The sequence below is a fragment of the Paraburkholderia sp. CNPSo 3272 genome (genome assembly GCF_024206495.1).
Classification (GTDB): domain Bacteria; phylum Pseudomonadota; class Gammaproteobacteria; order Burkholderiales; family Burkholderiaceae; genus Paraburkholderia.
The window spans coordinates 1-13,795 of record NZ_JAMBPQ010000031.1; the positions used below are offsets into that span (position 1 = coordinate 1).

Consider the following 13,795-nt stretch of genomic DNA (forward strand, 5'->3'; position numbering starts at 1 on the left):
AGCCCAGCCCATCCCGCCCAGCCTGCCGCGCCCGCCACTAACGCCAACGCGGCCAGCCCGGCCGCCGCCGTGGCGCTCACGCCCACCCAGGCGCAAGCCGCCCTGCGTGTTCTCGACGATCCCGTGCAGCGCGGCCACATGGAAGACACGCTGCGCGCCATCGCCGCCGCCGGCGCGCTGGCCGTGCCCGCCTCCGCGAGCGCGCCGGCGAGTGCGCCCGCCACGGCCTCCGGCGCGGCGGCCGCCACGCCCGCTTCGGCGCCGCTCGCGGGCGCATTGCGCTCCAACGGTCTGGTCGTGCAGATCGCCTATCACGCGGCGCACGGCGCGCGCACGATGGGCCAGCATCTGAGCCATACGTTCGCGACGCTGCTCGGCCTCTGGTCCACGCGCAACTGGTGGCAGGACCATCTGAACACGCCGCAGGGCCACGCGCTGATGCTCGCGCTGCTGCGCGTGCTGCTGCTCACGCTCGTGCCCGCGCTCGCGCTCGCCACACTGCTGCGCCGCGTCGTCGCCTCGCCGGAGCGGGCCATTGCCGCGCATCAGGCCGCGAAACAGCGCGAGGACGGCGAACCCCCGCAAGGCGGCACGCCGACGCCGCAGCCACAAACGCCCGAAGCGACGGGCACGAGCGTCGCGCTCGCCGCGCAGGCGAAATCCGCCGATGCGAAGGCCGACGCGGAACAAGACGCCCTGCGCGAAGCCGCCGGCATGGAGCCGGCCGAGGGCAAGGACGGCAAGGAAGATAAGGACAGCGACCCGAACGCGGGCCCCAACGCGAACGCGCGCGCCAACGCGGCGGCACGCGCCACCGTGGTCGCGGCGCAAGCCGAGGACAACGCCGGCGCCTCGCCGAAAACCGCCGCGGACCGCGCCAAAGAGGCCTACCACGCGCTGCGCGGCGCGCATCACTGGCGCCTCTTGCAGCGTCTGCCGGGCGCGTTGCTCGTGATGCTGCTCGAAGTCGTGCCCGTGATCGCCTTCGGCCTGTGCGCCGCGGGCGTGCTGTCGCTCTTCGGCCCCGACGACGCCGCGCCCGCTGAAGCCGTAGGCCAGATCGTCGATACGTATGTGATCTGCCGCGTGATCGTGATGTTCGGCAAGCTGCTGTTCGCGCCCGACGCCGCCGCGCTGCGCCTCGTGCCGCTGCCCGACGACTGGGCCGCTTACGCGCAGCGCTGGCTCGTGCGCATCGTCGTGATCGGCGGCGTGGGCGGAGCGATTGGCGGCGCGGTGCCGCTCGGCATGACCGAGGACGCGCATCTCGCGCTCGTGAAGGTCGTCACGCTGGTCGGCCACCTCGCGCTTGCCGTGATGATCCTGCAGCTGCGCCGCCCCGTGGCCGACGCCATGCGCGCCGCCGCCGCGCGCCATGGCTCGTATGCCTGGTTCATGCAATGGTTCGCCGACATCTGGGTGGGCGTCGCGCTCTTTGTCGTCCTCGCCCTCTGGTTCGTCTGGGCGCTCGATCTGCGCGGCGGCTACGCGGCGCTGCTGCGCGCGGGCGGACTCTCGCTCGTCGTCCTGCTCGCCGCGCGCGTGAGCGCGATCGTCCTGCTCGGCGCGTTGAGTCGCGCGTTCGGCTTGCGCGACGATCAGGAGAAGATGAGCTTCGGGCAGCGCCGTGCGTATCGCTATTACCCGGCGCTGCGGCGCATCGTCGTCGTGGCGATCTGGATCGTCTCGCTCGACCTGCTGCTGCACGTCTGGGGCCTGCGTCCCGCACGCATTCTCGCGCTCGCGCCGATGGGGCATCTGCTGGGCTCTGCAGTCCTCACTATCGTGATCGCCGTCGTTGCCGCCGTCGCGATCTGGGAGTTCGCGAACGGCGCGGCCGAGCGGCGCCTGAACGCATGGACCGACGCGGGCGACTTCGTACGCGCCGCGCGCCTGCGCACGCTCTTGCCGATGTTCCGCACCACGCTGCTCGTTTCGATCCTCGTCGTGGTCGGGCTCACCGCGCTCTCGCAACTCGGCGTGAATACCGCGCCGTTGATCGCGGGCGCGAGTATCTTCGGCGTGGCGCTCGGCTTTGGCTCGCAAAAGCTCGTGCAGGATTTCATCACCGGCATCTTCCTCTTGACGGAAAACGCCATGCAGGTAGGCGACTGGGTGACGGTGGCGGGCGTCTCGGGCACGGTCGAGTTTCTCTCGATCCGCACCGTGCGTCTGCGCGGCGGCGACGGTTCGCTCTACACCGTGCCGTTCAGCTCGGTGACGACGGTGAACAACACGAATCGCGGCATCGGCAACGCGGCGGTGAAGGTGCAGATCGCGCACGGCGTGGATCTGCAGCGCGCCATCGATACGCTCAAGGACATCGGCGCCGAAATCCGCAACGAAGACGCGTTCAAGAACGGCATTCTCAGCGACTTCGCATACTGGGGTGTCGATCAGGTGGATGGCGCGGCCGTCACGCTCGTGGGGCAGATTCAGTGCAAGGACTCGGCGCGCTGGGGCGTGCAGCGCGAGTTCAACAAGCGCGTGTTGCTGCGCTTCACGGAGCGCGGCATCGAGCTGGCGAATCCGCAGCGCAACTTCCTCATCGATATGGCGCGCGGTGACGATGTCGAAGGGCATACGTACGGCGACGATCGCCACGACGACGCCACCGACAACGATCGCGCGCGGGCGCAGGCGCACGGCGCTTCGAAGACGGCTTCGCAAGGCGGCAAGCCGCGCAACAGCCGCGCGGGTGCATCGGGCGACGGTAACGGGTCGTCGAGCGGCAAGCCGAATTGATGCGTGCACGCCATGGCCGGTGCGCGGCTCGCGCGCGCCGGCCTCACCCGTCGCTTCACCCGATCGATCTCCCGAAAAATCTCACCGATACGCCTGAAGCGGCCTCGCGGCGCAACGCTGGCAGCGTAAAGTTCTCCGTCTAATCAAGGGTCTGCGAGTTGTGGCATGGTGCGCCGCACGCGCGGCGCGGTGAGTCCCGAAGAAGCTCACCTTTCCTCTGCCTGCGCGGCGCGCCCGATATAATCGCTTTGCCATTCAACGAGGACATCTCATGAAATCACTGATTGCCCTGGTCGCCGCTGCCACCGTTGCAACGACTGCGTTCGCCGCCAACACCATCGACAAGTTGCCGTCGGGCGTCGTCGTCGAACACATCAAGCAAGGCACCGGTCCGCAACCCACCGCCACCGACGTCGTGCGCGTGAACTATCGCGGCACGCTCGCGAACGGCACCGAGTTCGACAGCTCCGACAAGCACGGCGGCCCGGCGACCTTCCCGCTCAATCGCGTGATTCCGTGCTGGACGCAGGGCGTGCAGAAGATGAAGGTCGGCGGCAAGGCGAAGCTGACCTGCCCGGCGGCGACCGCGTATGGCGATCGCGCAGTCGGCCCGATCCCGCCGAACAGCGACCTCACGTTCGAGATCGAGCTGATCGGGATCGGCCAGTAAGGCCAGCCGTTTCCGACGGCAAAAAAAAACGGGCGGTTCAATGAACCGCCCGTTTTTTTACGAGGACGCAGGCCTTACGCCTCGACGTCCTCGAAACTGAAGATTTCCGACTGGTCGTTGTACGAAAAGACCTCGCCGTAACGCGCCCACTCGATCACGGTATCGAGCGTTTCTTCGGCGTCGACATCGGAAAGCACGTCCTCCAGCTCCTGCTCGAAGCGCACGCGCGGCGCGCGATGGCCGGGCCGCTCGTCGAGCACCTTCTTGATCCGCGCCGCGAGCGGCACGTTGCGCAGCAAATGATCGGCGAACATGAGCTTGCGCGCCTGCGTGCCCATCTCGGCGAACACGCGTGCGGGCGGCGTGAGCAGCACATCGCCTTCGCGCACGTCGGCAAAGCCGAGCTGCTGCAGCATTTCCACGATCGGGAACAGGTCGTCGACTTCCAGGTGCAGCGAGCGCGCGATTTCCGGCATGTCGGCGCGGCCGTGATACGGCGCGGCCGCCAGCGTCTCGATCAGACCCGCCATGATGTTGGTCGACACGTCCGGCAGACGGCTGCCCACTTCCAGACGGCGAGTCGTTGCCTCGGCGGCTTCGCGCGCCGTCATCTTCGCGTAGATGTCGTCGACGAGCTTGCGGAACGTCGGGTCGAGACGGTTGCGCGGATGCTTGAACGGCACCTTGATCTCGGCCGACACGCGCCCCGGGTTCGACGACAACACCAGGATGCGGTCGCACATGAACACCGCCTCCTCGATGTTGTGCGTGACGATCAGCACGGACTTGATCGGCAAGCGGCCTTGCGTCCACAGGTCGAGCAGGTCGGTACGCAGCGTTTCGGCCGTGAGCACGTCGAGCGCGGAGAACGGCTCGTCCATGAGCAGGAGCGTCGGGTCGACCACGAGCGCACGCGCGAAGCCCACGCGCTGGCGCATGCCGCCCGAAAGCTCGCGCGGATAGGCGTTTTCGAAGCCGTCCAGACCGATCAGGTCGATGGCCGCCAGCGCCCGCTCGCGACGCTCGCGCGCGCCCACGCCCTGTGCTTCGAGGCCCGCTTCCACGTTCTGCAGCACCGTGAGCCACGGGAACAGCGCGAAGGTCTGGAACACCATCGACACGCCTTCGGCCGGCCCTTCGAGCGGCTTGCCGAGCCAGTTCACCTCGCCTTCGGTCGGCTCGATGAGCCCGGAGATGATCCGCAGCAGCGTGGATTTGCCCGAGCCGGAACGGCCCAGCAAGCCGACGATCTCGCCTTCGCGCAGCGTGAGGTTCACGTCGTCGAGCACGAGGCGCTCGTCCTCTTTCTTCGCGAAGCCGCGCGAAACGTGCTTGACGGCGAGCACTTCCTGGCCGGGGGCGGGCCGCATCGGCAGCAGATCGGAAGAGACGATTTTCGGATTCAGCATGATGTCACTCCATCTCAATCGAGGCGCAGCCGGGACTCGGCGTACGTGTACAGCGGCCGCCAGAGCACGCGGTTGAACAGCGTAACGAACAGGGACATCATCGCGATGCCCAAAATGATTTTCGGGAAGTCGCCGGCGGCGGTCGTTTGTGCGATGTACGCGCCGAGGCCGTGCGCAACGACCTTCGTGTCGCCCCACTGCACGAACTCGGAGACGATGCTCGCGTTCCAGGCGCCACCGGAAGCCGTGATCGCGCCCGTGATGTAGTACGGGAAAATGCCGGGCAGCATCACCTTGCGCCACCATTGCCAGCCGCGAATACGAAAATTCTTCGCGGCTTCCTTGTAATCGTTCGGATACGCACTGGCACCGGCGATCACGTTGAAGAGGATGTACCACTGCGTGCCGAGCACGATCAGCGGCGAGAGCCAGACGTCCGGGTTGAGGTGAAAACGCACGATCACGATCACGAATACCGGGAACAGCAGGTTCGCCGGGAATGCCGCAAGGAACTGCGCGAGCGGCTGGATCTTCTCGGCAAGCGCCGGACGCAACCCGATCAGCACGCCGAGCGGCACCCAGATCGCCGAAGAGATCGCGATCAGCACGGCGACGCGAAAGAGCGTGATGAGGCCGAGCACGAACACATGCCAGACCTCGTCGAGCGTCACGCCCGTGCGCACATAGGCCACCACGTGCCACACCACATAGACGGTCAGCGCGATCACGAACACGGCCCATACGATGTCGCCGATGCGCGAGCGCTTGCTTACCGTGGCCACGACAGGCAGCGCCTTCGGCAATTGCACCCGGAACGGCACGCGTGCGAGCGTGGCGAGCAGGAAGCCCATCGGCACGAGCAGGCGGTGAATGAGGCGCGTGCGGCGAATCAGGTCGAGCAGCCACGACTCGGGCGCATCACCAGAACTCGTCGTCTCCATGCGGAACTTGTCGGCCCAGGCCACGAGCGGGCGGAACAGGAGCTGGTCATAAGCGAGAATCACCACGGTCATCGCCAGAATCACCCAACCCACCGCGTGCAGGTTCTTCTCGGTAATGGCCTGCGCGAGATACGCGCCAATGCCCGGCAGCGTGATCGTATTGTTGCCCACCGTGATCGCTTCGGAGGCCACCACGAAGAACCAGCCACCCGACATCGACATCATCATGTTCCAGATGAGGCCAGGCATCGAGAACGGCACCTCGAGCTTCCAGAAGCGCTGCCAGCCCGTGAGGTGGAATCCGCGCGAGACTTCGTCCAGATCGCGCGGCACCGTGCGCAGCGACTGGTAGAAGCTGAACGTCATGTTCCAGGCCTGGCTCGTGAAGATCGCGAAGATCGCGGCGAGTTCAGCACCGAGCACGCGCGAGGGAAACAGCGCGAGAAAGAACGTCACCGTGAACGAGATGTAGCCGAGCACCGGCACCGACTGCAGGATGTCGAGAATCGGCACGAGCACCTGGCCCGCGCGGCGGCTCTTCGCCGCGAGCGTGCCGTACACGAGCGTGAAGATGAGCGACGCCACCATCGCCGCGAGCATGCGCAGCGTGGTGCGCATGGCGTACTCGGGCAGATTGGCCGGATCGAGCGAGATGACCTGGGTCTTCAGCGTCGAGATGGGCGCCATCGTTTCGTGAAAGCCCACGGCCGCCATCGCGATCAGGCCGATCATCAGCGGGAACGCCACGAAGTCCCAGCGGTTCGGCAGCACGCGCCACGCCGAGGCGTTGGCCGTGCGGTTCAGGTTGAAGCTGAACTCCATTAGCGGCCTCCGTTAGCGAGTACAGACGTGGGCGCGAGCACGCCGGCGCGGGCGCGCGCTGCGCGGCGGGTCGTTCGCAATGTGTGGTTGAACTGGTTCATGTCGAAGCACCGGCGTTTGGTTATTGCTCGAATCCCTCGCGCGGCGCGTACGGCCGGCCGGGCCGGCTGGGCGTACGCGCGGGGATCCGTTACTGCTTGTCTGATTCAGACCCGAAACACGCGCGCTCGCAGGTCTCGCCAGCGCGCGGCGAGTCGCGATTTCCGGCAGGGCGGCGGGGCGCTCGCGCGCTCACGCGCGCCGAGCAGATCGGGATGGAGGGTGTCCTGCGTTTGTTGCAGTTGCGACAGATGCGGCAAAAGAAGGCCGAAGTTCATACTGGTTCTCCTGGCGTCGCGGGTGGACGCGTTGGGGAGGAAAGCCAGCAGACCCGGCAGCGCGCTTTGTTCAGCGCGCGGCGGCTCGCGTCTGCCCGCTTTCCTCAGTGCAATTGAAAAGGAAGCGGCATAACGGATAACTGTCACTGTCAGACATCGGAACTCCTTATCGTCACGGCGGCTGACCCCAGGGCTTGCATCGAGCCGGTGGCTCGAACGCGAAGCGGCTTCAAGGGCCTCAAGGCGCGCATGTGTCGATCCGCGCGTAGCGCTCGGGGCGCAACGAACGAACCGTGCCGCAAGCGCGCATCGATCAGGGCGGGCTTACGGCGCGATGTCGGCCATCCGCGGCGCTCGATATGGTCAAGGCGCTGCGGCGTTCGGTCGACGCTATTCAAGAGTGCACGAGGATTTACTGCTGGACGCGCACCATCTGCCTGGCTGGCAAGACGGCGGCTGAAAGAAAGGGAGCGCGGACGTCCTGCCGGTCAGGCAGCGAAACTGTTCGAAGATCGACAACTGCTACTGTCCAAGGCGTCAGCCCCTTTTGTTAAGACGGGCGAATTTTAGGCGCGCCACCTATCCGAAGTCAACACGATTCGCCTCCCGCGTCAAATCTCGTGCCAATGTCGCCACGGCACCCGCTGGCGGCCCGCCTCTGGCTCGCCCCAGGTTCGCTCCGGCGCATCCCAGGCTCGACTGCAGCACCGATGCATCTATTGGGAATGCATCGCCGGCGGCCTTCTGTCCATCGCCTCGATCCGCTCGTCTCTCAAAGAGGGATCGTTCACTTCACCATACCGCCTGCTGCCGCGCTGCTTCTGTGCGGCGACGGCCAATCGAACCATGTTGCAAGGCACGTACCCAGCATGAGTCGTCACGCGCTCTTGCGCAAGGCCTGCTGGCTGGCATCGCCCGCGCCCATGCGCTCGAGCCGCTCGCTTGCCTCGGTCAGCGCCCATAGGGGCGCGCTTTGCAACTGCCGGTCGTACACATTCACGAGTTGCACAACCGCCTCGAAGCCCGCTTCTTCGAGTTGCCAGCCGCCGCCCGTGTTGCCGCGCTCAAAGCAGGCGATTAGCGCCGCATCCGCCGCTCGCACCTGTTCAGGCTCGAGCACGCCATATCCCGCCTCCGCAATCGATTGCGCGAGCACGTGAGCATGGAGCAAGGCGCGAGCGTCGTCGCCGTTGCCGCCGCGGCGCAGCGCGGCAAGCGCGAGGTGCACCTGTAGCGCGAGCTCGTTGGCGACCGCGCGCGGGATCGGCAGCAGCATCGACTTGCTGCGTCGGGGGCGACCGCCTTGCGAGCGCTGCGGAAAAGGGATAGTCCTGGCCATGGAAGGGCAAGTAAGAGTCTGTTCCGTGCAATAACGGCACGGCGCGCCGAAGGTTAAGCGCCGACCCTCAAATCAATGTAACGATCAGTGACAGACATGCGCTGCGCATCGCCTGACGGGCGGGCAACCGGCTGGCCGCGGGCCGTCTCAGCGCGGCTCGCGCTCACCGCCGCCCTCCGCGCGCCGCGCGGCCATGAACGCCTCGATATGGGCGATGGCCTGCTCGCACTGCTCGAGGCTCAGGAGGTGGATCGACGGATTGGGCAGATCGAAGCCCAGCTCCTCCCCGAGCCAGCGGATGGCCTTGCCGCGCGCCTCGAAGGCGTTCACCTTGTCGCGCCGCATCTTCGCGGCCACCAGCGGTTCGAGCGCGTCGTGCAGGCGGCTCTTGGCCTCGCGCAGCGCCGCGTTGGCAAGCCGGCCGAGCGGCACGTTGCGCGTGCTGCGCGCGGGCACGCCGATCCAGGCCTCACAGGGCGTGCAGACCCAGAGCGGGCCGTGATCGTCGCGATACGGGTAGGCCTCGTCGGCAAAGCGCGCGAGCACCGCTTTCGCGCCGCAGTAATCGCACAGCGGCTGCGGCAGCGCCTTGACGGGGCGGCCTACGCGCATGCGGCGCTCCTCGGTGCGATGGTCGGTGGATGCATGACTTGATGGGTGGATGAGAAAAACGGGGACCGCTGCTGCGAGCAGGGCCTGGAGCAAGGATAACGGCAAACTCCGGCGCACGGCAGCGGGGGGGCGGCGCAGGCTGCCGCCACGCGCGATCAGTTCGCGCTGGCGGTGGCGTGCGCCTCTTCGCGCGCGAGCGAGCGCGTATCGCGCAGGGCCGGAAAGAGCCGCATCCACAGCAGCGCGACGCAGATCGTCGCCACGCCGCCCACCAGCACGGCGCGCTGCGCGCCCCACCAGCCAGCCGTGAGCCCCGACTCGAACTCGCCAAGCTGGTTCGACGTGCCAATGAAAAGCGAATTGACCGCGCTTACGCGGCCGAGTTTTTCAGCGGGCGTGCGCAGCTGCACGAGCGACGTGCGTACGACCACGCTCACCACGTCCGAGGCGCCCAGCACCGCCAGCGCCGTCAGCGACACGACGATGTTGTGAGACAGCCCGAACGCGATCGTTGCGCAGCCGAACACGATCACGCCGCCGAACATCGCGAGACCCGGCCGGCGCCGCAGCGGAAAGTGCGCGAGCCAGATCGAGCCCGCCAGCGCGCCGGCGGCCGTCGCCGAGCGCAACAGACCGAGCGCGATGGGCCCGGCATGCAGGATGTCGCGGGCGAACACGGGCAAGAGCGCCGTCGCGCCGCCGAACAGCACCGCGAACAGATCGAGCGACAGCGCGCCGAGAATGACCGGCTGCGAACGGATGAACGCGATGCCCGAGAACACCGATTCGAGCGTGACGGGGGCGCGCGCGGGAGGTTTGGCGCGCAGCGGGATCGTGCCCGAGAGCGTGGCGGCCGCCGCGAACGCGAGCGAGCAGGCCGCGTAGGCCGGCGTCGCGCCGATGCCGTACAGCAGGCCGCCCAGCGCCGGACCGACGATGTTGGCAGTCTGGCTCGCCGAGGTCGACCACGCGGTCGCGTTCGGCAGTTGCGAGCGCGGCACGACGCCCGGCAGCAGGGACGAAATGGCGGGCGACTCGAACGCGCGCGCCGCGCCTACGCACGCGGCCAGCGCGTAGATGAGCGGCGCGCTCAGCCAGCCGCCGACGGTGCCGGCCGCGAAGGTGAGCGCGGCGGCGCATTCGATGAGCTGGCAGACGGATGCGATGCGTCTGCGGTCGTATCGGTCTGCCACGTGGCCGACGACGAGCGTGAGGCAGAACATCGGCAGGAACTGCGCGAGGCCGACGAGACCGAGCGCGAACGCGCTATGCGTGAGCGCGTAGATGTGCCAGCCCATGGCGACGGCGAGCATCTGGAACGCGAGCGACGACAGCACGCGCGCGCCATAGAAGCGCTGGAAGCCGCGATTGCGCGAAAGCCTGGGCGGGTCCTCGGACGCCGCCTCCGGGGAAGGTGTGGTCATTGAACAGCGGGGGAAGGCGAAAAATCGGGTGCGTGCGCAACCAGGTACCAGCGAGGCGCAAAGCGGCAATTTTAGTTCATGCGACGTGGCGCCACAGGAATACCGGGGCAGCATGTTTCATGCGCTCCATCTCTGAATCGTTATATCCTATAGAATACATCGATCGATCATCCAGCAGACGGAGGCAGGAATTGGCGAGTAGTCGGCGCCTCGTAAGCGCAACATCGGCAATGTCGATATCACAGGCACGCCGCGCACCCGCGCCAGTGGGCGTGGGCGGCTTCGCGGCCACGATCACCACGCTGCGTCCCGCGTCGGGGCACGAGCGCGCGGAACTGATCCGCGACGTGATCGACGCTTTCCGGCGCCTGCGCAACAGTATCGAGCGCTTCGAGCACATGCTCGCGCGTGGCGACGACGCGGGCGATGGTCGTGGCGCTGGCGGCGCACACACGGCGCCAGCGGGGGCGTCGCTTCAGCCGCTTCTGGCCGCGCTCTCGCGGCGCATCGATCTGGCACGCTTCGCCCGCCAGCGCGAACTCCGGCGCGCGATTCGCGACGCGCGACGCCTCGACAAGACGCGCGATGGGCTTTTCAGCGACGCGCTCTGTCTCGATACCGAAGCGCTGCGCCGCACCGTAGCCGAACTGGAACGGCTCGATGCGGCCTTCGTCGGGCTCGGCGTCGAGCATGTACTTGCGCAGCACGCGAGTGCGGCCGAAGCGTGCGCCGACGCGCGATCGTCCGGGGCGGCCGTGGGCCGCTCAGTGCTCAAAGCCGTCGCCGTCACAACGGCATTCGTGCGCGAACCCGCCGCCTGAACGGCGTTCCTGGCCGTCATCAGCCCTTCGTTATATTCCATGGTATATTTCGCTGTCGGCGCGCGCCCAGCCGGGGGCGCCAAGCCGGGGGCGCCAAGCGGTTCGAGGCACAGTCGCCGGACGCGCCCATGCACAGCCCCGCGTTCCGCGGTGGATCAGAGATCGCCATGCACGCACCGCCATTCCGCCTCGCCCGCACGCCGGGCAGCACATCCGCCGAAGGGACCACGCTGCGCGGCCTGACGAGCGCAGACTGCTGCAGCCCTTCGCAAGCCGAACTCGGCCGCGCGCGCCAGCGCACGCGCCTCGTCGAACTCGACGCCCATCTACATTGCTCCATCATCGGCACCTGCCTGAGCACGCACGAGCTGCGCAAGCTCGTCCCGAAATTCACGCGGCTCGACGCCCAGCGCGCGAGCGATCTCGAGATCCATCACGCCGCCGTCGAGCTGGCGATAGAAGGCGGCGCGGGCGGCAAGGCACTGCAAAAGGCCCTCGACACGCGCTATGCAGGCGCGTTGCGCCGTTTCGCCAGTGCGCGCGACACGCAAGCCGTGCTCGCGCTGTGGAACGAAGCGCTCGCGAACGGCGACATTCCGCCCGCGTACTGGGCGGTGATGACACATCCGGCCACGACGATGGAAATACGCCAGGCCGCGTTCGGCGAGCTGCACATGCTCTCGCATCTGGTCGGCGCGGCCAATCGCGCAGACCTGCGCCGCCTCGTGGCGCTGGAAGCGGAAAACGCCGAACTGCGGGCCAAAATCGAGCGCCAGCAGGCGCGCCTGCACGAGATGAGTGGTGAGCGCGACGCCGCGCGCCAAGCCCTCGATGCGCAAACCGCGCAGCTGACGGCGCAGCGCGAAGCCCCACCGCAGCACGCGCAGCTCGAAGCGCTGCAGGAAGCACTCGCAGCGCGCGACGCGCGGATCGCTCTGCACACGAGCCGCCGCGAGATCGCAGAGCAGCGCGCGAATGCGGATGCCGCCGCGCTACACATGTTGCGCGCGCAACTCGACGAAGCCCACGCTCTGATGGACGCGTTGCGCGCCGAAGTCCACGCGATGGAGCAAACCACGCAAGCGCACGAAAATCCGCAGGCCCAACGCGCGCTTCCCGAGGATGCGCTAAAGGGGCGGCGGATTATCTACGTGGGTGGCAGGCCGGGTTCAAATCACGCGCTCAGGCGCTGGGTGGAGTCGGCGGGGGGCGAGCTGACCGTGCACGACGGCGGCGTCGAGGATCGCAAGGGCCTGCTCGCCGCAGCGCTCGCCAACGCGGATCTCGCGGTGTTTCCCGTCGACTGCATCGACCACGATTCGATGAGCACGCTCAAGCGTGTGTGCGAACGCCACCAGGTCACATGGCACCCATTGCGCACGGCGAGTCTCGCCAGCTTCGTCGAGTTGATGATGCGGCTACATGCGAACGCAGCGCCCAAGCTCGCGGCGGTGCCCGTCTCGCGTTTCTGCCTGCGCCACGGCTAGGCGCCTGGCGTTGGCGGCAGTGCGCTGCCGCGTCACGTCACGTCACGTCACGTCAGGATTTCACGAGTTTGACGAGCGCTTCGATCTCGGCCTCGCAGACCGCTGCCGCGCGCGCCTCGATGCTGCGATACAGACGAACGATCTCTTCGCCCACCGGCGTGAGCATGCTGCCGCCGCCGCTCTGGCCGCCATGCTCCGAAACCGTGGCCGGCGACTCCAGCGCGCGGTTGAGTTCATCCATCAGCAGCCACGCGCGCCGGTACGACATGTTCATGCTGCGCGCCGCAGCCGAGATCGAGCCATGTTCGCGAACGGCCTCGAGCAGCGAAACCTTGCCTGGACCGAGCGCGATCGTGCCGTCCTGGACGATGCGCATGCGAAAACGGACGTCGGGTCGGGCCGGTTTCTGTCCCTGTGCGGGCGCGGGAGCGTCTGCGCGCGGTTGATCGTTGGGGGACTTGGTCATGCGCGCAAGCATACACGATGCGTGCTACGCGCCGTTCCCCTCAGCATGGCTAACGCCCGGCGGGAAAGCAGAAGCCGAAGTCCTCGCAACCGGGACAACCGGGCGCAGGGCCCGGCGAGGCGCCCGACGCCAGCGCGAGTTCACGCGTCAGCAGTTTCTTCCAGCGCAAGCCTTCCACGTTGCGCGCCACGACCTCGGGAAAGAAGCGCTTCAGCATGCCTGTCACGTCATCGCGGCCACGCAGGCCGAGATCGCGCCACAGATGGTCGGGGCGCAGGCACGCATGAGCAATGATCGCGGCGAGGCAACGCACGTCGTCGGGGTCGGCTTGCGGTGCGGCAAGCGCAACGAGAAAGTCATCCATCGCCGTGACGAATGCAGCATGCGACGCATCGACCATCACGTAGGTGTGCGGCGCTTCACTCGTCACCGCGCACACGAAGTGCCGGGCCCCGAGCGCGTCGATCTGCGTGCGCGTTAGACCGAGCAACGGCAATTCGCCGCGCACCTCGCGCGCCGCGACGACCCGCGCGAAGAGCCAGGCATCGGGCGTGCGCGGCGCCTCTGGCGCCCCCGTCAGAGCGTCGCAGCGCGCGGCGGCCAGCGCATCGACATCACGCGGAGGCGGCGCGTTTGGGTCCTGACTGACCGGTGTCATTGCACTCACGCGCGTTCGCAGCGC

Annotated in this window: 12 protein-coding genes; 4 read left to right on the forward strand and 8 right to left on the reverse strand. The window is 67.5% G+C overall.

Annotated elements, in window-relative coordinates; all coding sequences use genetic code 11:
* Positions 1-2,745, forward strand: a 2,745-nt coding sequence (locus M3I53_RS27980) for a mechanosensitive ion channel family protein (protein WP_254319107.1), incomplete at its 5' end; no start/stop codon positions are given.
* A gap of 271 nt (positions 2,746-3,016) precedes the next feature.
* On the forward strand, positions 3,017-3,415 hold the full coding sequence (locus tag M3I53_RS27985; protein WP_254319108.1) for an FKBP-type peptidyl-prolyl cis-trans isomerase: 399 nt from the start codon (positions 3,017-3,019) through the stop codon (positions 3,413-3,415).
* 74 nt (positions 3,416-3,489) lie between these two features.
* Here the strand turns inward: M3I53_RS27985 and M3I53_RS27990 are convergent, their stop codons facing one another.
* From M3I53_RS27990 to M3I53_RS28015, 6 genes are all read right to left on the reverse strand, one after another.
* Positions 3,490-4,824 (reverse strand): AAA-associated domain-containing protein, encoded by a 1,335-nt coding sequence (locus M3I53_RS27990; protein ID WP_254319109.1) that lies wholly within the window; start codon positions 4,822-4,824, stop codon positions 3,490-3,492.
* A gap of 14 nt (positions 4,825-4,838) precedes the next feature.
* Positions 4,839-6,587 (reverse strand): ABC transporter permease subunit, encoded by a 1,749-nt coding sequence (locus M3I53_RS27995; protein WP_254319110.1) that lies wholly within the window; start codon positions 6,585-6,587, stop codon positions 4,839-4,841.
* A gap of 206 nt (positions 6,588-6,793) precedes the next feature.
* Positions 6,794-6,964 (reverse strand): hypothetical protein, encoded by a 171-nt coding sequence (locus M3I53_RS28000; RefSeq protein WP_254319111.1) that lies wholly within the window; start codon positions 6,962-6,964, stop codon positions 6,794-6,796.
* Between the two features lie 877 nt (positions 6,965-7,841).
* Positions 7,842-8,240 (reverse strand): hypothetical protein, encoded by a 399-nt coding sequence (locus M3I53_RS28005; protein WP_254319112.1) that lies wholly within the window; start codon positions 8,238-8,240, stop codon positions 7,842-7,844.
* 210 nt (positions 8,241-8,450) lie between these two features.
* Positions 8,451-8,915 (reverse strand): zinc-finger-containing protein, encoded by a 465-nt coding sequence (locus M3I53_RS28010; RefSeq protein ID WP_254319113.1) that lies wholly within the window; start codon positions 8,913-8,915, stop codon positions 8,451-8,453.
* A gap of 155 nt (positions 8,916-9,070) precedes the next feature.
* On the reverse strand, positions 9,071-10,339 hold the full coding sequence (locus M3I53_RS28015) for an MFS transporter (protein ID WP_254319114.1): 1,269 nt from the start codon (positions 10,337-10,339) through the stop codon (positions 9,071-9,073).
* Positions 10,340-10,569: 230 nt separating this feature from the next.
* Between M3I53_RS28015 and M3I53_RS28020 the strand changes: the two genes are divergently transcribed.
* Complete coding sequence (locus M3I53_RS28020; RefSeq protein ID WP_254319115.1) at positions 10,570-11,160, forward strand: hypothetical protein; 591 nt, start codon at positions 10,570-10,572, stop codon at positions 11,158-11,160.
* A gap of 167 nt (positions 11,161-11,327) precedes the next feature.
* Entirely contained in the window at positions 11,328-12,647 is a 1,320-nt protein-coding gene (locus tag M3I53_RS28025) for a DUF2325 domain-containing protein (protein WP_254319116.1), read from the forward strand.
* 52 nt (positions 12,648-12,699) lie between these two features.
* Here the strand turns inward: M3I53_RS28025 and M3I53_RS28030 are convergent, their stop codons facing one another.
* Together M3I53_RS28030 and M3I53_RS28035 are read right to left on the reverse strand one after the other, a co-directional pair.
* A complete protein-coding gene (locus M3I53_RS28030) occupies positions 12,700-13,113 on the reverse strand; it encodes a winged helix-turn-helix domain-containing protein (RefSeq protein ID WP_375542597.1) in 414 nt (137 codons plus the stop codon).
* Between the two features lie 49 nt (positions 13,114-13,162).
* On the reverse strand, positions 13,163-13,771 hold the full coding sequence (locus M3I53_RS28035; RefSeq protein WP_254319160.1) for a nitrogen fixation protein NifQ: 609 nt from the start codon (positions 13,769-13,771) through the stop codon (positions 13,163-13,165).
* Positions 13,772-13,795: the final 24 nt, after the last annotated feature.